The 19,441-nt window shown below is 40.7% G+C and carries 17 protein-coding genes; 3 read left to right on the top strand and 14 right to left on the bottom strand.

All coding sequences use genetic code 11. The features are described 5' to 3' along the window. Positions 1 to 24: 24 nt before the first annotated feature. The 11 genes from lpxD to rpsB all read right to left on the bottom strand — a co-directional run bounded on the left by lpxD (position 25) and on the right by rpsB (position 11,660). Positions 25 to 1,044, bottom strand: coding sequence for a UDP-3-O-(3-hydroxymyristoyl)glucosamine N-acyltransferase (gene lpxD / locus QPX86_RS07530; protein ID WP_285164806.1), 1,020 nt, complete (start codon positions 1,042 to 1,044; stop codon positions 25 to 27). Further along, positions 1,044 to 1,541 carry an OmpH family outer membrane protein gene (locus QPX86_RS07525; protein ID WP_285165149.1) on the bottom strand — a complete coding sequence of 166 codons (498 nt, stop codon included), beginning with the start codon at positions 1,539 to 1,541 and terminating at the stop codon, positions 1,044 to 1,046. Before QPX86_RS07525 ends, lpxD begins: the two co-directional genes overlap by 1 nt. Before the next feature lie 56 nt (positions 1,542 to 1,597). Beyond that, on the bottom strand, positions 1,598 to 4,081 hold the full coding sequence (bamA, locus tag QPX86_RS07520) for an outer membrane protein assembly factor BamA (protein WP_285164805.1): 2,484 nt from the start codon (positions 4,079 to 4,081) through the stop codon (positions 1,598 to 1,600). A gap of 30 nt (positions 4,082 to 4,111) precedes the next feature. After that, positions 4,112 to 5,482, bottom strand: a complete 1,371-nt coding sequence (gene rseP, locus QPX86_RS07515; RefSeq protein ID WP_285164804.1) for a sigma E protease regulator RseP — start codon at positions 5,480 to 5,482, stop codon at positions 4,112 to 4,114. Between the two features lie 14 nt (positions 5,483 to 5,496). Then, a complete protein-coding gene (gene ispC, locus QPX86_RS07510) occupies positions 5,497 to 6,687 on the bottom strand; it encodes a 1-deoxy-D-xylulose-5-phosphate reductoisomerase (RefSeq protein WP_220753859.1) in 1,191 nt (396 codons plus the stop codon). A gap of 6 nt (positions 6,688 to 6,693) precedes the next feature. Then, positions 6,694 to 7,551 (bottom strand): phosphatidate cytidylyltransferase, encoded by an 858-nt coding sequence (locus QPX86_RS07505; protein ID WP_220753858.1) that lies wholly within the window; start codon positions 7,549 to 7,551, stop codon positions 6,694 to 6,696. A 22-nt stretch (positions 7,552 to 7,573) separates the two neighbouring features. Beyond that, on the bottom strand, positions 7,574 to 8,398 hold the full coding sequence (gene uppS, locus QPX86_RS07500; RefSeq protein ID WP_285164803.1) for a polyprenyl diphosphate synthase: 825 nt from the start codon (positions 8,396 to 8,398) through the stop codon (positions 7,574 to 7,576). An 83-nt stretch (positions 8,399 to 8,481) separates the two neighbouring features. After that, positions 8,482 to 9,039, bottom strand: coding sequence for a ribosome recycling factor (frr, locus tag QPX86_RS07495; RefSeq protein WP_220753856.1), 558 nt, complete (start codon positions 9,037 to 9,039; stop codon positions 8,482 to 8,484). A gap of 132 nt (positions 9,040 to 9,171) precedes the next feature. Beyond that, positions 9,172 to 9,897, bottom strand: coding sequence for a UMP kinase (gene pyrH, locus QPX86_RS07490; protein ID WP_285164802.1), 726 nt, complete (start codon positions 9,895 to 9,897; stop codon positions 9,172 to 9,174). A 67-nt stretch (positions 9,898 to 9,964) separates the two neighbouring features. Next, positions 9,965 to 10,816: a translation elongation factor Ts gene (tsf, locus tag QPX86_RS07485; RefSeq protein ID WP_220753854.1), complete on the bottom strand. Its 852-nt coding sequence runs from the start codon at positions 10,814 to 10,816 to the stop codon at positions 9,965 to 9,967. 115 nt (positions 10,817 to 10,931) lie between these two features. Continuing rightward, the gene (gene rpsB / locus QPX86_RS07480) at positions 10,932 to 11,660 is read right to left on the bottom strand and encodes a 30S ribosomal protein S2 (RefSeq protein ID WP_220753853.1); all 729 of its coding nucleotides are present in this window, start codon (positions 11,658 to 11,660) and stop codon (positions 10,932 to 10,934) included. Positions 11,661 to 11,996: 336 nt separating this feature from the next. Between rpsB and map the strand changes: the two genes are divergently transcribed. The 3 genes from map to dapD are packed head-to-tail and all read left to right on the top strand — an operon-like array spanning position 11,997 to position 16,238. Beyond that, positions 11,997 to 12,788 (top strand): type I methionyl aminopeptidase, encoded by a 792-nt coding sequence (gene map / locus QPX86_RS07475; protein ID WP_220753852.1) that lies wholly within the window; start codon positions 11,997 to 11,999, stop codon positions 12,786 to 12,788. A gap of 25 nt (positions 12,789 to 12,813) precedes the next feature. Continuing rightward, positions 12,814 to 15,393, top strand: coding sequence for a bifunctional uridylyltransferase/uridylyl-removing protein GlnD (glnD, locus tag QPX86_RS07470; protein ID WP_285164801.1), 2,580 nt, complete (start codon positions 12,814 to 12,816; stop codon positions 15,391 to 15,393). Between the two features lie 20 nt (positions 15,394 to 15,413). Further along, positions 15,414 to 16,238 (top strand): 2,3,4,5-tetrahydropyridine-2,6-dicarboxylate N-succinyltransferase, encoded by an 825-nt coding sequence (dapD, locus tag QPX86_RS07465; protein WP_102527878.1) that lies wholly within the window; start codon positions 15,414 to 15,416, stop codon positions 16,236 to 16,238. A gap of 125 nt (positions 16,239 to 16,363) precedes the next feature. Here dapD and purU read toward each other — a convergent pair whose 3' ends face one another. From purU to QPX86_RS07450, 3 genes are all read right to left on the bottom strand, one after another. Continuing rightward, positions 16,364 to 17,245, bottom strand: a complete 882-nt coding sequence (gene purU, locus QPX86_RS07460) for a formyltetrahydrofolate deformylase (protein ID WP_285164800.1) — start codon at positions 17,243 to 17,245, stop codon at positions 16,364 to 16,366. Positions 17,246 to 17,490: 245 nt separating this feature from the next. Next, positions 17,491 to 18,960 carry a PTS transporter subunit EIIC gene (locus QPX86_RS07455; protein ID WP_285164799.1) on the bottom strand — a complete coding sequence of 490 codons (1,470 nt, stop codon included), beginning with the start codon at positions 18,958 to 18,960 and terminating at the stop codon, positions 17,491 to 17,493. After that, positions 18,915 to 19,376 carry a flavodoxin gene (locus QPX86_RS07450; RefSeq protein WP_285164798.1) on the bottom strand — a complete coding sequence of 154 codons (462 nt, stop codon included), beginning with the start codon at positions 19,374 to 19,376 and terminating at the stop codon, positions 18,915 to 18,917. Before QPX86_RS07450 ends, QPX86_RS07455 begins: the two co-directional genes overlap by 46 nt. Positions 19,377 to 19,441: the final 65 nt, after the last annotated feature.

The raw sequence follows: 19,441 nt of genomic DNA, 5'->3' as shown, positions 1-19,441 counted from the left end.
ATGGCTACTAGTGAGCCATGACTTCTAATCTTTGATTTTCTTTTCAATCGTTTTAACACGATTAAATAATTCGTCTAAATGGCGGAAACGAACAGTATTTCTTCGCCACGTCTTGTTATCCATAGCAATTGTAGCAGATGAATACAGACCTGGTTTACGTATTTCACTGGTTATATTGGTACTACCAGATACGTGGGTTCCATCAATGATTTTTAAATGACCTGCTATACCGCAGCCACCACCCAAAATACAATACTTACCAATTGTTGTACTACCAGCAATAAATGTGGCACCAGCAATCGCAGTATTTTGCCCAATAACACAGTTATGCGCTATTTGTACTTGGTTATCGATAATGACACCGTCATGAATTTCTGTCGGTGAAAGTGCACCACAATCGATAGTTGTTCCTGCACCAATCTCTACATTATCGCCAATTCTAACGCCACCGGTTTGAGGTATTTTGATCCAATTGCCTTTTTCATTGGCATAACCAAAGCCATCAGAACCAATAACACTGGCAGAGTGGAATATACAATCTTGGCCTACAACCACATTATGGTACACAGTCACATTTGCTTTTAAGCATGTACCTGAACCAATAATAGACTGTTCACCAACAACTGAACCGGCTCCAATTTGCACATCATTACCAAGAATAACATTCGCACCTACCACAGCATTGGCAGCAATAGCGACGTTTTCCCCTAACTGTGCAGTAGGGTCAATTTGTGCTGAAGGATGGATACCTGAAGTTACTTTAGGAGTGGTATCGAGAAGTTGTGCAATTCGGGCAAAGCCGACATAGGGATCTTTCAAAACTAAAGCATTACCTTGGTAATCTTCAGCATCTTTTTCACTCAATAACACCGCACCAGCTTGAGAGTTCTCAAGCTGTGCACGGTACTTACTATTGGCTAAAAAAGAAAGTTGATCTTGGGTCGCATCCTCTAAAGTGGCTACACTGGTAATTTCCAATGTTTCATCACCTTTAACTAATGCGCCCAACAGCTGACCAAGCTCTTTTAAAGTCACAGTTTTCATTAGTTGCCTTTACTTAACGCTTGAACAACTTTGTTGCTGATGTCTGCATCAGGCTTAACGAAGATAACGGCACCACGTTGAAGAACGATATCGTAAGACTCTTTTTCAGCGATTGTGTTGATAGCTTCTTGTACTTTAACTAAAAGCTTGTTTTGCTCTTCACCTTGACGACGACGCATGTCTTCATCAAGTGCTTTGCCTTTTAGTTGGAAATCAGATTTTAGTGATTCCATTTTACGTACAAGATCTGTTTTTTGGCTTTCGCTCATCAACGCACCATCACGTTGCTGCTTCTCAACCATAATACGCATTTCTTCTTGCATTTTTTGTACGTCAGCAACACGATCACCAAACTCAGTTTTTAGAGATTGTGAAATTTGTTCACGTTGTGGCAGTTGCTCAAATACTTCGCCCATGTCAACCACAGCAATTTTTTCAGCATGTGCCATCATAGGTGCACTTAAAAATGCCATTGTTACTAACGCGCGATTTACCATCTTTTTCAAAATAGACTCCTTGTTATTATCAGCAAAACTTGCCGAGTTTATTTGTTTTAGAACGTTTTGCCAATATTGAACGAAAAGATCTCTGTTTCATCATCTTCGTATTCTTTAATCGGCCAAGCCAAGCTAAACACCATAGGTCCCATCGGTGATAACCATTGAACACTCATACCCCAAGAGGCACGGATTCGACTTGGGTCACTATAATCTTCCAATTTATCAAACTCATCGGCTGGAAGATATCTATACGAGTCATAATCAAACTCGGTATCCCATACGTTACCAGCGTCAACGAAGAAACTAGTACGTACTGAATTAGAATAAGCCTCATCCAAGAATGGAGTAGGAACAATCATTTCCATACTCGCTGTCGCGATAGCATTACCACCAATCGAACGACCTGAACTTACTTGAATTTGATTCGGCTCACCAGGTAATGAACAGCTATCACCAGAAGGATCCGGCGAACATGGCTCACTACCACGGTATAGATAGAACGAACGTGGGCCAACTGAGTTAGACGAGAAACCACGTAATGAACTGCTACCACCTGAATAGTAGTTCTCCCAGAAAGGAAGAATTTGGTCATTGTCGTTAAACTGACCATAACCATTCGCATAACCTAAACGAGCACGTGTTAACAACACGAAACCATGGTTACGAGTTAAAGGTAAGTAGAAATTAGTATCTAAATCGGTTTTAAAATACTGTAAATCTGAACCAGGAATCGTCGCCTTAGCACTGAAACGCTGTGATGAACCGTCGGTTGGGAAAGTACCACGGTTTAATGTGCTGCGAGACCAACCACCGTTAAGCTCAAAGTTATCAAAACTTAAATCTGCATTAGGATCGTCAGATTCACGATATACATTATAAAACCGTAAAGCTTGCTCGTAAGCTGAAATTTCAGAAATCGAGTTATGACGGTAACCAATACCACCGTTTAAACGGTTGTATTCATTAATTGGGAAACCAGAATTTAACGCAATACCGTATGATTTGTTTTTATAGCGCTCAAGGTTAGCCTCATTCGCATCAAATTCATTCCAGTAAATACTGCCACCTAAACTTACTCCGTCTTTAGTAAAGTAAGGGTCAGTGTACGAGAAGTTAACGTTCTTAGAGTATTTATTGGTATTTAAGCTAACACCTGCTTGGTTACCCGTGCCTAAGAAGTTACTTTGCTGAACACCAAACTGAAGACTTAAACCTGATTCGGTACCATAGCCAACACCAGCGTTAAATGAGCCAGAAGGCTGCTCTTTAACGTTAAAGGCGACATCAACAAGATCGTCACTGCCTGGTACTTGAACTGTTTCAGTGTCGACGGTTTCGAAGTAACCCAAACGGTTTAAACGTGCTTTTGATTGCTCAACTTGCGCAGAGTTCAACCATGCACCTTCCATTTGACGTAGTTCACGACGCATCACTTCATCTTTAGTCACCGCATTGCCACTAAAGTTAATTGAGCGAACATAAACACGCTTACCAGGATTTACATTAATATTTAATGCAACTTCCTTGGTTTCGTCGTTAATTTCAGGGAACGTTTTTACTTCAGGATATGCGTAACCAAAGCGGCCTAAATATTTACTGTACATTTCTTCGGTGAATGTCACATCACCACCGTTATACATATCGCCTTCTTTGATTGGCAAAATGGCTTTCATTAACTTTTCACGGCCCATTAACTCGCCAGTCAGGTTAACTTCAGACACTTTATATTTTTCACCTTCATCAACATTGATGGTGATATATAAGCCTTTTCTATCAGGTGTCATCGCAACTTGAGTCGAGGTGACTTCAAAGCGAATATAACCCTGATTATGATAATAAGTTTTAACCGTCTCTAAGTCGGCTTGTAACTTTTGCTTTTGGTAACGACGTTCACCGAATAAATCCCACCAAGCAACATAGTCTTTTAACTCAAGTAAACCGATAAGTTCTGCATCAGAAAAAACCGTATTTCCTACTACGTTAATTTGGCGAATTTCAGCCGCTAAGCCTTCAGTAAAGTTAAATTTAAGTTCAACACGGTTACGAGGTAAGTTGATCACTTCCGCTTCAACTTTTGCACCGTATTTACCTACACCGTAATAAAAATCTTGCAGGCCTTTTTCAATACCAGACAGCATGGTTCTATCAAGTGACTCACCGATTTTAATGCCTGAGCCATCCAAACTTTCTTGGAGCTGCTCATCTTTAATATCTTTGTTACCTTCAAAGGTAACAGCACTGATTGTTGCACGCTCTTTAACATTGACAATCAATATACCACCTTCGTGGGCTACACTGATTGTTTCAAAGTTGGTTGAGGCATATAAGCTTTTTATCGCTTGTTGTAATTTAATTTGGTCAACAGTATCACCCACTTTGACGGGGAGACTTAACAAGGCAGCACCGAGTGCAACTCGTTGTAAACCATCAATCTGGATGTCGGTCACTTCAAATGGTTGGAAAGGTTCAGCCACACCATTGCCTGAAAATGACGCACCGACTAAAATCATCGAGGCAAAAAGTTTATTCAATCTCATAGAGCACTTCTAATTATTTGTGTTCCCTGCTCAGAGTCTGGAAAAATCGTTAAAGAGTGCAATACTCATCAACAACAGCAACATAGCTGCACCAAACCTGAATCCTATATCCTGTACCTTCTCTGGCACAGGCTTACCCGTAATCACTTCGATAAAGTAATACAGCAAGTGTCCCCCATCGAGTACTGGCAAAGGCAATAAATTAATTATGCCTAAGTTCACACTGATGAGTGCGATAAACCCGAGAAAATACACCAATCCATAGTCAGCACTGGTACCAGCACCTTGGGCTATAGAAATCGGACCGCTCAAGTTTTTCACCGACACATCGCCGGTAAACAGTTTTCCAATCATCTTAAAGCTGACAACGACCAGTTGCCATGTTTTATCTGCCGCAGCAGCAAAGGAATCTACTATGCCATACTCAAGCTGGAAGCGCATACTTTCAGGCCAATCAATTTGAGTCGGACTCACACCTACTACACCAATTGTTTCTCCATTAGCATTGGTTTGCGCTTGCGGAGTCACAATTAAGGTCTGTTGTTTATTATCGCGCAGAACAGTTAGCTCTACGTCTTTGTCTGCTGATGTTTGTATCACATCCACAAAAGCATTCCAATCTTGATAAGGTGTACGATTTATCTTAATAATTTCATCACCTAACGCCAATCCTGCAACCTCAGCTGCACTGCCTTTACTGACTAAAGCAATAACAGGTTCAATACCGGGCCGGTAAATGCCTAAGCCCATAGCTGTAATAGGTGATTCTTTATCTGGGTCAAATTGCCACTGGCGAATATCCAGCGTATAAGTTTTTAGCGGTGCTTGATCTGTGCTAGATGAAGATAATGGTTTTAAACTAATATCAAGTTCACGACCACCGATATGACTCACCAGAGCCAGATTAACTTCTTCCCAGTTTCTGACTTTTTGACCAGAAACAGACACAATTTGCATCGGCTCTTGCAGCTCTATTTGAGCAGCTGGTGTGTTTGCTCTAGTAGTATCAATAACTGGCTTAAGTGATGGCACGCCGATTAGATACATTAAATACAATGCAACAATCGCAAACAGGAAGTTAGCAATTGGTCCTGCTGAAACCACTGCAATACGTTGCCAAACCGTTTTACGATTAAACGCTTGGTCTTTTAACTCATCAGGAACGTCTTCAACACGCTCATCGAGCATTTTGACATAACCGCCTAAAGGTAGCATTGCGACAACATATTCAGTGCCATCTTTGCCAACTTTTCGCCAAATGGCTTTACCAAAACCAATAGAAAAACGTTCTACTTTGATACCACAACGACGTGCTACCCAAAAATGTCCGTACTCATGCGCAGTAATCAAAATACCCAGTGCGACAATAAATGACCCCAGGTTCCATAAAAAATCGAACATCGTTCTCCTACGAACTAGTTAATTGCTTTAATAGCTTCTCGTGCGATAACGCGAGCTTGAGCGTCTAAATTCATAATATCTTCGATAGTGCTTAATGACGATTGTGGTGTTTTTTCCAAACTAATCTCATTCACTCTAGCAATATCGGTAAAGTTAATTTGTTGCTTTAAAAATGCATCCACAGCTATTTCATTGGCAGCATTTAAAACTGTTGTTGCTTCCTGCCCTTTATCACAAGCTTGCATCGCAAGCGCTAAACATGGGAAACGACCATAGTCTGGTTCACAGAAGCTTAATTCTCTGAGTTTGAAAAAGTCTAAAGGTTCAACTCCAGCGTAAATTCTTTCAGGGAAAGACATACAATGCGCAATCGGTGTACGCATATCTGGGTTACCCATTTGCGCTATAACGGAGCCATCTAAGTACTGTACCATTGAATGAATGACACTTTGAGGATGAATAACAACCTTTAGTTGTTCTGCATTAGTATTAAACAGCCAGCGAGCTTCGATAAATTCCAGCCCTTTGTTCATCATCGTTGCTGAATCTACTGAAATTTTAGGCCCCATTGACCAATTAGGATGATTACAAGCTTGTGTTGGCGTCATTGCATTTAAGCTGGCTAAATCAGCCGTTAAGAAAGGACCACCAGAACCTGTTAATAAAATATGAGAAATCCCCGATGCAGCAAGGTCGCAATCACCTAAATTTGACTGCACTTCAGTTGGCATACATTGAAAAATTGCATTGTGTTCACTATCAACAGGAAGCAAGGTTGCACCACTGTCACGAGTCGCATTCATAAATAGCTCACCGGACATCACCAGCGCTTCTTTATTGGCTAACAAGACTCTTTTGCCCGCTTTGACCGCTGCAAAAGTAGAAGTTAAACCAGCAGCGCCAACAATTGCCGCCATAACGGTATCCACAGCGGATGATGTCACTAAATCAATTAGTTCGTCTTCACCTGTGAGTACTTCAGTCGTTAACGCTGCTGGCATGATAGCTTTAAGCGCTTTGGCCGCATCAGCGTTAACCATATGGGCATAACGCGGTTTATGCTCAATACAAAGCGCCAGCATTTTTTCAACACTGGAATTAGCCACTAATCCATAAACATTATATTGTTCAGGATTATGACTAATAACACTTAAAGTACTATTACCAATAGAGCCAGTGGCTCCGAGAATGACCATATTTTGCATGGCGAATTAAATCCAGAACGCTAGGTAAATAAAGGTAAATACGGGTAATGCAGCCGTAAGACTGTCCATGCGATCTAATACACCGCCATGGCCAGGTAAAATTTTACCTGAGTCTTTGATGTTAGCTGCGCGTTTGAACATACTCTCAGAAAGATCGCCAAATGCAGAAGCCACAGCTGTGATAAGTGTTACAGCTATCACTAACCCAAGCTCTTGTTCTGGTGAGTAATACATCACACCAAACACGACTGCCATGGTCGCAACTAAGCCTCCGCCCAAACCTTCTAAGGTTTTATTAGGGCTCACATTTGGCATCAATTTATGTTTACCAATCGAGCGTCCAGCAAAATAGGCACCTGTGTCAGCAGCCCAAACAATGAGCATCACCAAGAATACCAATGCACCACCAAAGTATGGGTCAACATTACTACTAATTGATTTAAGAGTAATTAACGATACAAAACACGGGATTAAAGTTAATTGACCAAACATCGACTTTAACATCGGGCTGTTTTTCCAAGTCACACTACTCTTTGGAAAAGTAAAAATCAGTAATGTACTAATAATCCACCAGAATAAACCGATGGTTATAATAGCTAAAAAGATTGGGTGGACTTGGCCTTTAAGCCACAAAGCCTCAACAGGAACAAATATATTCAATGACACTAAAATTATTGTCACTGTGGCTGTAAAGGTCCACTGGGTCGCGGTACATTGTGGGTCAATAAAACTGCCCCACTCTTTAGCACCAATCATAAAGACAGGGATAAGTGCCCAAGCAAAGTATTCTGCGGGTAAAAAGAATATGGCCCCTATCACTAAAGGGAGTAACCATAAAACTGTTATAATTCGTTGTTTTAACAAAGCAAAAGCCTCTTAAATATTCTTAAATAGCACGTATTTCTTCAATTTGACACCCTGTCAAACCGAATCTACGTTGCCTGCTGGCAAAAATGGCAAGGGCATCTTTAAATGCTTGCTCATTGAAATCTGGCCACAAAGTCTCAGTAAAGACTAATTCAGCGTATGCAGCCTGCCATAAAATAAAGTTACTGATGCGGTAATCACCGCCAGTACGTATCATTAAATCAACTTCATTTTGCTCGTTCATACAAAGTTGTTGATTTAATGCTTCTTCGGTTAATTCACTAGACGCTAACTCACCTTGAGCCACTTTGTCAGCCAGCTTTTGAGCAGCCTGCAAAATATCCCAACGGCCACCATAATTAGCTGCAACATTAAGTACCAGCCCAGTATTATCTGCAGTTTGTTGTTGTGCTTTATGGATCTGTTTTTGTAAACGCGCAGAAAAACGACTGATATCACCAATGATATTTAAGCGAACTTGATTGTTGTGGAGTAGCTTTATTTCTCTTTGTAAAACCGAGAAAAATAATTCCATTAATAAACTGACTTCTTTATCTGGTCTACGCCAGTTTTCGCTAGAAAAAGCGAACAAAGTTAATGACTCGATTCCGAGCTGGCTCGCGAGGCTCACAGCACGACGTACTGTTTTAACTCCAGCCTTATGGCCAAACACTCTTGGTTTCCCTTGTAACTGAGCCCAGCGACCATTACCGTCCATAATAATAGCGACATGCTTAGGAAGCGACTGCTTTACAACATCAGAAAGTTGACTAGGCAAAATTTCCGATGTTTCTAGTTCAGCATTCGATTCTGTTTCTGACTCATATCCAACAGTGGATGACATCTATTACAACCCTTTCAAATAGACAAACGCCGTGTAGTATAACCTTACACGGCGCTTTAACTCTAGCTTTGCTAGGTCGAGAATTAGACTTCCATCAATTCTTTTTCTTTAGCAGCTAAAATTCCATCAATATTCTTGATACTTGCATCAGTGAACTTCTGAACTTCATCTTCACTACGACGAACATCATCTTCAGTACACTCTTTTGCTTTTTCAAGCTTTTTAACTTCGCTAATTGCGTCACGACGTACATTACGAACGGCAACACGGCCATTTTCAGCTTCACCACGTACTACTTTGATGAAGTCTTTACGACGTTCTTCAGTTAGTGCTGGTAGCGGGATACGCATAGCGTTACCAGCAGTCATTGGGTTAAGACCTAGATCTGAACTCATGATCGCTTTTTCAACAGCTTGAACCATAGTAGCATCAAATACAGTTACATTTAAGGTACGTGAATCTTCGATACCAATATTTGCAACTTGCTTAAGTGGTGTCATTGAACCGTAATAAGACACTTGAATTGAATCAAGTAAACTTGGGTGAGCACGACCAGTACGTACTTTCGCCATTTGGTTTTTAGTAGCTTCAACACACTTGCTCATACGTTCTTGAGCATCTTCTTTAATTGTATCAATCACGATAAATATCCTTTTGGTCACAAATACTTATTACTTGAACGATTATCTGAGAATGGCACATAGATTTTTCTATGTCGATAGTCGTTCAAATGAAAATTTTCAGGCATTAAACAAACTAACCGTTAAGGTTAATTAGTTTTTAATGTGAGTGCCTTCTTCTTCACCCATGATAACACGACGTAAGGCACCAGGTTTATTCATGTTGAAAACTAAGATAGGCATGTTATGGTCACGGGCTAGCGTAAAGGCTGCTAGATCCATCACCTTAAATTCATTTTCTAAAACTTCATCATAAGTTAATGAGTCATATTTTACAGCTTCAGGATCTTTCATTGGATCAGCTGAGTAAACACCATCAACTTTTGTCCCTTTCAGAACCACTTCAGCTTCAATTTCAATACCACGTAAACATGCAGCAGAATCGGTGGTACAAAATGGATTACCTGTACCAGCAGCAAAAATTACCACTCGGCCAGATTTTAATAAACTAATGGCCTCAGCCCAGTTGTAGTCGTCACACACACCCTTTAAAGGTATAGCTGACATCAAACGAGCATTAACATAGGCACGGTGTAGCGCATCACGCATTGCTAAGCCATTCATCACAGTTGCAAGCATACCCATATGGTCACCAACAACACGATTCATACCAGCTTGTGCTAAGCCTTCACCACGGAATAGATTACCACCACCAATTACAACCCCAACTTGAATACCAAGTTCAACTAACTCTTTAACTTCTTGAGCCATACGGTCAAGAACTTTAGGGTCAATACCGAAGCCTTCTTCGCCCATTAACGCTTCGCCGCTTAACTTTAAAAGAACGCGTCTAAATGCAGGTTTTGGATTGGTGCTCATAATTTTTTCCTAATTATAACAAAACCGCAGCGGTTGCTGCGGCTTTAGGGTATGAAGAGATGTTTAATTACGCTTTTTTAGTAGCAGCAATTTGCGCAGCAACTTCTGCAGCGAAATCTTCTTCTTTCTTCTCGATACCTTCACCAACTTCTAAACGAATGAAGTTAGTTACTGAAGCGCCTTTCTCTTTAAGAATGTCGCCAACAGTTTTCTTTGGTTCCATGATATAAGCTTGGCCAGTAAGAGAGATCTCACCAGTAAACTTCTTCATACGACCGATAACCATTTTCTCAGCGATTTCTTGAGGCTTACCTTCGTTCATCGCGATTTCTACTTGAAGTGCTTGCTCACGAGCAACAACATCAGCAGGTACATCTGTAGGATTAACGAATTCAGGCTTAGAAGCAGCAACATGCATAGCAATGTGCTTAAGAGTTTCAGCGTCAGCTTCACCAGTTACAACAACACCGATACGGTCGCCGTGACGGTAAGAAGCTTGCTCAGCACCATCGATGTACTCAACGCGACGAACGTTGATGTTTTCACCAATTTTAGCAACAAGCGCAACACGAGTTTCTTCGAATTGTGCTTTAAGCTCTTCGATGCTTACTTTAGAAGCAGCTGCAACAGCTAGTACTTCGTTAGCAAATGCTAAGAAGTTGCCATCTTTAGCAACGAAGTCAGTTTGACAGTTAACTTCTAATAAAGCTGTGTAACCTTCGCCACTTTGAATAAGGATAGTACCTTCAGCAGCAATGTTACCTGCTTTTTTAGCAGCTTTAGCAGCACCACTTTTACGCATGTTATCGATAGCAAGCTCGATATCACCGTTAGTTTCAGTCAATGCTTTTTTACAGTCCATCATGCCAGCGCCAGTGCGGTCACGAAGTTCTTTAACTTGGGCAGCAGTAATTGCCATTGTTAAATCCTCTATTTAAATTCGTCTAATTTTGCATTTAAAAACAGGGGCCATAAGGCCCCTGCTCACCAATTTTTTATTGGTCAATAAGGGAGATGGAAACCATCACACCTTATTAAACAGTTTCTACGAAACCGTCTTGCTCAGCTTGAACAGCTAAATCTTGACCACGGCCTGAGTTAGCAGCTGCAGCAACAGAAGAAGTGTACAAACGGATAGAACGCATAGCATCATCGTTACCAGGAACGATGTAGTTAACGCCGTCTGGAGCAGAGTTAGTATCAACAACAGCAACAACTGGGATACCTAAGTTGTTAGCTTCTTTAATAGCAATATGCTCATGGTCAGCACCGATAACGAATAATACGTCAGGTAAGCCGCCCATGTTTTTGATACCGCCTAAAGATTTTTCTAACTTCTCTAGCTCGCGAGTACGCATTAATGCTTCTTTCTTAGTAAGCTTGTCGAAAGTACCGTCAACTGACTGGCTTTCTAGCTCTTTAAGACGTTTGATTGACTGACGAACAGTTTTCCAGTTAGTCAACATGCCACCTAACCAGCGGTGATCAACGTAGTACTGGTCACAAGAAATTGCAGCTTCTTTGATAGCTTCGCCAGCAGCGCGCTTAGTACCAACAAAAAGGATTTTACCTTTCTTAGAAGCAACGTTGCTGATGAACGCTAATGCTTCGTTAAACATTGGCACAGTGTGCTCAAGGTTGATGATGTGAACACCATTACGAGCACCGAAGATGAAAGGCTTCATCTTAGGATTCCAGTAACGAGTTTGGTGACCGAAGTGAACACCAGCTTGAAGCATGTCGCGCATTGAAACAGTAGTCATTTTATATACCTTAATTTGGGGGGTTAGACCTCCACGAATCCCATACCTTCGACTCTCGTTTGCTAAAATAGCCCACTAAGAGCACCCCGAAGAATGTGCCGATACGTGTGTGATTTAGTATTTAGTTAAATTGCCAACTATAACATGTATAATGGCCGCCATATTTTACGCTTAGTGGAACAGTAAGTGAAGAAAGTATTTATACTTTATTCAAATTACAGCTTCATTAAGACTTAAACATAACGGCGCGCTTTATACCATAACTAGGTAAAAAGCACAAATTTTGCCAAATTTATTTGCGCCTTTTTTGACTGATATAACGGTAAGAGAACATTCATGAGCATAGTCATCAAGACAGCAGAACAAATCGAAAAAATGCGTGCAGCAGGCAAATTGGCTGCTGAAGTACTAGAAATGATTGCACCCCATGTAAAAGTTGGTGTAACCACAGATGAGCTAAATGACATTTGTGCAAAGTTTACTGAAGAGCATGACGCTATATCTGCGCCGCTTAACTACCATGGTTTCCCTAAATCAATTTGTACTTCTGTTAATGAGGTTGTCTGTCACGGTATCCCAAGTGGTTACCAATTAAAAAATGGCGATATTTTGAATATCGATATCACAGTAATCAAAGATGGGTTCCATGGCGATACATCTAAAATGTTTTTAATTGGTGATGTAAGTCCAAAAGACAGAAGGCTTGCACGAATTGCACAAGAAAGCTTATACCTAGCGATTAAGAAAGTTCGTCCAGGTGTTAAATTGGGTGAAATTGGGACTGCTATCGAAAAGTTTATTAAAGCAAGTAAATCTGGCTTAGATAAATACTCAATCGTGCAAGACTATTGCGGTCACGGTATTGGCGAAGGCTTCCATGAAGAACCTCAAGTTGTGCATTATAAAAATAATGACAACACAGTATTAAAAGCGGGTATGTGTTTCACTATTGAGCCAATGATTAATGCTGGACGTTACACGACTGTTTTAGATAAAGAAGATAACTGGACAGTGACCACTTCAGATGGTAAAAAATCAGCTCAGTGGGAACACACACTATTGGTTACTGAAACAGGTGTAGAAGTACTCACATTACGTGGCGAAGAAGACTTCCCTAGAACTGTATAAATTTTAACGTAAATAAAGGACGTCAATGAACACTGCGCTGGTAGCTAAAAACACGCTTATTGAATTTAACCAGCGTTTATTGGAGCAATTTACTGCTAAACAACCAATAACTGAACTTGTTCAGCAGCGCTGCAAGTTTGTTGATGACCTTTTACTTGAAAGTTGGCGTAAGTTTGAATTAAACAATTTTCAAATAAGCTTGATTGCCGTTGGTGGATATGGCCGCGGCGAACTTCACCCACATTCAGATATTGATCTTCTTTTATTAGCTCAATCAGACATTGTCAGCCAACAAGCCAAAGATGCCATTAGTGAATTTATCACTTACTTATGGGATTCAGGCCTAGAACTTGGTCATAGTGTTCGCACTATCGAAGAAACCTTAGTTCAAGGTCAGCAAGATATCACCACTGCGACTAACCTCCTCGAAGCAAGACTACTAATTGGTCAAGAATCATTATTTGATGAACTTTATAATGCTATTAGACAAGAAGGTTTTTGGCCGTCGAATACTTTTTTCCTCGGAAAAATAGAAGAGCAACATCAACGTCACCTCAAAGCCAATGCTTTCGATTTAGAGCCAAACTTAAAGTCATGCCCTGGTGGACTGCGTGATATTCAAACTGTTGCATGGGTTGCCATGCGACATTTTGATGCTGCGACCCTAGCAGAACTCGTCGACCATGACTTTTTAGAGCCTGTGGAGCTAAAAGAGCTATTAGAGTGCCAAGACTTTTTATGGCAACTACGCTTTTGTTTACACATGATTGCTGGGCGAAACGAAAACCGTTTGTTGTTTGATTTACAAAGACAAGTCGCCAGCATGATGGGTTATGAAGATGAGACACAACTCGCTGTCGAACAAATGATGAAACGCTACTATCGCACAGTCAGGCGTGTGATGGAGCTTAACGAAATGCTGCTTCAGCTGTTTAAGCGCGCAACATTGAGCATGTCTTCATCATTGACTATCTATCCAATTAGTGAACATTACCAGCGCCGTGGCCGATATATTGAAGTCTTAGATGACCAATTATTTGAACAACACCCTGAACAAATCATTAATTTGTTTTTTCTAGTTGCCAAGAACTCTAATGTTAGACGTATATACGCGCCAACATTGCGTTTACTTAGACAAGCAAGGCGCAGGTTAAAAGCGCCACTGCAAGATAACCCTGAATGCCGTAAGTATTTTATGGCAATCTTAAAGCACCCTCGTGGTATTGCTGCATTATCACTCATGCACAAACATGGGATTTTATCTTCATATTTTCCGGCGTGGCGAAAAATTGAAGGTCAAATGCAGTTTGACTTATTCCATGCTTATACAGTCGATGAGCACACCCATAGATTACTGCTGAATATTGACCGGTTTGCACAACCAGATCAAAAAGATGAGTTTCCACTTGGCGCTATCCTAATTAATCAGTTACCTAAAAAAGGCTTATTGGTGCTTGGGGCTATCTTTCATGATATTGCCAAAGGACGAGGTGGCGACCACAGTAAATTAGGTGCTACCGATGCATTAGATTTTTGTAAGCTGCATGGTTTAAGCGATCATGACGGGCGACTTGTTGCATGGTTAGTGGAAAATCATTTGGTGATGTCGGTTACCGCTCAGCGCCGTGATATTTCAGATCCTGAAGTGGTAGCCAAATTTGCAGATCAAGTGCAGGATGCAGTGCATTTAAGTTACTTATATTGCCTTACCGTGGCTGATATCTGCGCTACTAACCACAAAGCATGGAATAACTGGAAAGGCTCATTATTACGAGATTTATATTTTTCCACCCAACGCGTGTTATCTCGAGGCAAAGAAAAGCCTATTGACGTTGCAGATAGGGTTTTAGAAGTCCAACAAAAAGCACAAAAAGAACTATTAAGACGTGGTGTGAAGCAAAAAGCCATTAATGAACTTTGGAGCCGCTTTAAAGATGACTATTTTTTACGTCATCAACCCAATCAAGTTTCTTGGCACACTGAAGCACTGCTTAAACATGATAAACAAAAACCATTAGTGCTCATCTCAAAACACACAACCCGTGGTGGCAGCGAGTTATTTGTTTACGCTAAAGACAAACCCAAGTTATTCGCCACTGTTATGACAGTGTTAGATAACAAAAACATAAATGTTCATGATGCTAACATCATGACATCAAACGATGATTACGCTTTAGATACTTTCGTTATTTTAGAGCAAGACGGCGAACCAATCAGCCAACTTTCACGTATCCAGTCGATTAAAAAGTCGCTTGAAAAGAGATTGGCGACACAAAAGTCTAAACCACCAAAGTTTAGAAAGATGTCACGGATCATGAAACCTTTTAACGTTCGCACACAAGTGAGTTTCTTACCGGGTGCGAAGCATGATACAAGTATGATGGAGCTAATTGCGTTAGACAGCCCAGGACTGCTAGCAAAAGTGGGTGATGTGCTTTACCGCTGCGATATCACATTATTATCAGCAAAAATTACCACCATTGGTGAGCGCGCCGAAGATTTCTTTATTTTACAGACTGCGCTCGGCCAAGCTCTTAGCGATGAACAACAATCACAATTATCTGAAGCGCTTTTAGAAGCGCTGACTCAACCTTTACATCAATAAATACAATTTGGGAGAAAGTAATGGAGGCATTACGCCAACGCATAGAAGCTGCATTTGAGGCTCGTCAGGACATCACACCTAGCACGGTAGAGCCAAGTGTTCGTGCAGATATCGAAACTGTTATTAGCATGCTTGATAAAGGTCAAGCTCGCGTAGCAGAGAAGATTGATGGCGAATGGCATGTACATCAGTGGTTAAAGAAAGCCGTTTTACTTTCTTTCCGTATTTTCGACAACGAAGTTGTTGAAGGTGGTGACACTAAGTACTTTGATAAAGTGCCACAAAAATTCTCTGACTACACAGCTGAACGCTTTAAAGAAGAAGCCATTCGTGTGGTTCCACCAGCAACCGTTCGTAAAGGCTCATTTATCGGTAAGAACACCGTATTAATGCCATCTTACGTAAACCTAGGCGCATTCGTTGATGAAGGCACTATGGTTGATACATGGGCAACAGTAGGGTCTTGTGCTCAAATCGGTAAGAACGTTCATTTATCAGGTGGTGTTGGCATTGGTGGTGTACTTGAGCCATTACAAGCTGGCCCAACCATCATTGAAGATAACTGTTTCATTGGCGCACGTAGTGAAATTGTTGAAGGCGTTGTTGTTGAAGAAGGCAGCGTAATCTCAATGGGCGTATACATTGGCCAAAGCACACGTATTTTTGACCGTGAAACTGGCGAAGTTCATTACGGCCGTGTACCTGCAGGTTCAGTGGTTGTATCAGGTAACTTACCTTCTAAATGTGGTACATACAGCCTATACGCTGCAATCATCGTTAAGAAAGTCGATGCTAAAACTCGCGGTAAAGTGGGCATTAACGAACTTTTACGTATCGTTGATTAATACGTTTTATTAAGAATGAGTAGATGTTCTTTCATCTAGCTTACTCTATAAACGTAAAAGGCTCAGTATTCTTACTGAGCCTTTTTTATAAGCGGTATTATCTTAAGTGCAGAGTTGTGTTAATTTCAGAATACGACTGTCTTATTACCATAAACCACTACTTGTTCTTCAAGTACCAGTTGCAAAGCTTTACTTAATACGCTCTTTTCAACATCACGACCATTGTGAGCCATTTCTTCCGCGCTAAAGCTATGATCCACATTAATTACATCTTGTTTGATGATAGGCCCTTCGTCTAAACAGTTATTCACAAAATGGGCTGTCGCGCCAATAATTTTAACTCCCCTTTCCCACGCTTGACGATAAGGTGAAGCACCAATAAAGGCCGGTAAAAATGAATGGTGGATGTTGATAATAGTATTAGGGAATTCAGCAACAAACTCAGGCGTTAAAATACGCATAAATTTAGCGAGAACGATATAGTCTGGAGAGTACAACTTAATTTTCTCAAGCATCGCTTGTTCATGTTGCTGCCTATCCAAACCTTGATGACAGACATGATGGAATGGAATATCAAATTTTTCAGTTAAACCTTGTAAGATATCGTAGTTTCCGATGACTGCAGCGATTTCAACATCTAAACCACCGTAATAGGATTTCATCAGGATATCACCTAAGCAGTGCGCTTCTTTGGTAACCAGCACCACAATTCGTTTTTTACCTGCATTAACCAATTTCATATGATTCTGCTCTGGTAAAACATCACGTAAATCAGCTAATAACTCCTCATCATTAATCTTACCCTCCAGCACCGTACGCATAAAAAAACGGCCTTGCTGATGGTCAACAAATTCGGTGTTCTTAATAATATTCAGCTGATGCGCAAAACACACTCCAGTGATCTTGGCGATTAACCCTTGGGCATCTTCACAATCTGTAATTAAGATTTTGCGAGGTATTGGTGTTAAATCGGCATCACTTTTTTGACTAACCTGTGTGTTTTTCATAAATAAACTACTCATATCAATAATTAAAAACGCATTTACGAATTCATTAATAACACAGCCGTATAGAAAGTAACTGTTGATAGCATTGTTTTTACGATTACAGTCGATTAAAGTAAAATGCTTTGTAGTATTTATAAAATTATGTAGAAAATGATGACAATTCTACAATATCAATGGATAAAGTTACTCAAATAAGCAGTTTGCTTAAATTAGGAAGGTTAAGTAACTTTAGGAAGGTTAAGAGGTTAAATACGAGTATCTAGGTACTTCTGTAACAGTTTTCTGAGGCTTTCAGCTTTAGTGCCAAATACCACTTGGACACCCTTGCCTACTTTTATCACCCCTTTTGCTCCTAGTCTCATTAATCTAGGCTTATCTACCAGCTTGGGATCTACCACCGCAATCCTTAACCGAGTTAAGCAGGCATTGAGCTCAACGATATTTTCAGGCCCACCTAAAGCACTTATCATCGACCTTAAGCTTTCTTTATTACCTTCTTCATCTGACTCCAAACGGCCTGGCGTTTTTAAATTAAACGCTAAAATGCTTACTCTAAAAATTAGGTAATAGATAAAAGCGGTTAATGGCCCTAGAAACCAAAACCAACTGGTATTACTTGATTGAGCAAACAGCAGACTAAAATCAATTAATCCATGGGAAAAAACCACACTATGGTTAACATCAAGTAAAATACAGACGGTATAAGCAAGCCCTGTTAAAATTGCATGAATAACAAACAAAACAGGCGCAACAAACATAAACGCAAATTCAATGGGCTCCGTGATACCTGTAAGCCAACTTGTTGCAGCAGCCGATAACATAATACCTGCGACCCGGTTTTGCTCTGACTTATCAGCGCAGCGCCAAATCGCCAAAGCGGCTGCAGGTAATCCCCACATTTTAATTAAATAACCGCCAGCTAAATTTCCAGCTAAAGGATCGCCTGCAAGGTACCTCGCTATTTCCCCACGCACCATTTTACCTTCATGAAAGTATTGACCTACTTCAAGATAGAAAGGCGCGTTCCAAATATGATGTAAACCTAGTGGAATTAAAAAGCGCTCAATCGTGCCATAAACCCCAAAGGCTATTGCAGGATCTTGGTATACCGCCCAAAGGGATAATGAATCAATGTAATAAGCGAACGTAGGCCAAATATGGGCAAGTACAAAAGCCAAAGCAATGGCGAATGGAATGATGATGAGCGCCGCACTTCGTTGCCCCTCAAAAAATGACAACATGGCGGGCAATTTTACATCCTGACTTAACCTAACCACAAAACAGGTTAACCCTCCGACTAATATACCACCCGCTATCCCTGTATCTATGGTTTCAAGCCCCCATATTGGTCGCGAGTTTAAGTCGTAAATAGCAGTGAACGCTCCCAAACTAGAAATGAAGACGCCAAAACCAAATACTGCAACGAATGCAGCTATACCTTGATCTTTACAAAAGCCTATAGCGATAGCTATCGCAAACAATAACGGCATCATGGTAAAAATGAGGTTACCCACTGCCAAAAAAACGGTAGCAAGTTCAGGAGGGATAAATGGTAAGGGGTTAAATGATAAGCCGAGCATGACGCCGGCAGCCGGTAAAATCGCAATAGGAATAAGCAGCGCCTGACTAAGGCGCTGGGCAAATTTAAACCATTGCTGGCTAAGCCTTCTTAACTGGCGAGAGATTGAACCGCTGCGTGCCAAGCTGGTATCCATTGTGTCGCTTCAGTTTCAGGTTCCATGGTTTCACATGCATCAATCTCTAACATTTTGGTGATGCTTTTAGCGCCAAGTTCAATAAATAATTCATTAAACTGTTTAGCTGCGCCACAAAACGTTTCGTAACTTGAATCACCAAGTCCAATGATACTGTATTGTAATTTAGGTAAGTATGGCGCCACAGATTTAAGTTCAGCAAACCATTGGGCGATATCATCAGGTAAATCGCCTTGACCGGTTGTAGACGTGACTATAATCAGTAGCTCATCTTCACTTGGGACATAGCCAGCGAGATCTGTAGGTTGCAGTAAGTTAACTGAATATTCTAATTCGGCAATTTTATCGTTCAGTGTTTCGGCAACAAATTGCGCACTACCATATACCGTGCCGAACACTAAATTAACTTTTTCCATGATATACTTCTCTTTAAGTTAACTGACTTCTATAATTCATTTAGCAGTACTGCTGCTTTATGAGG

It is taken from the genome of Shewanella goraebulensis, from assembly GCF_030252245.1.
In the GTDB taxonomy this organism is placed as follows: domain Bacteria; phylum Pseudomonadota; class Gammaproteobacteria; order Enterobacterales; family Shewanellaceae; genus Shewanella; species Shewanella goraebulensis.
This window is presented reverse-complemented; position numbering and strand designations above follow the sequence as displayed.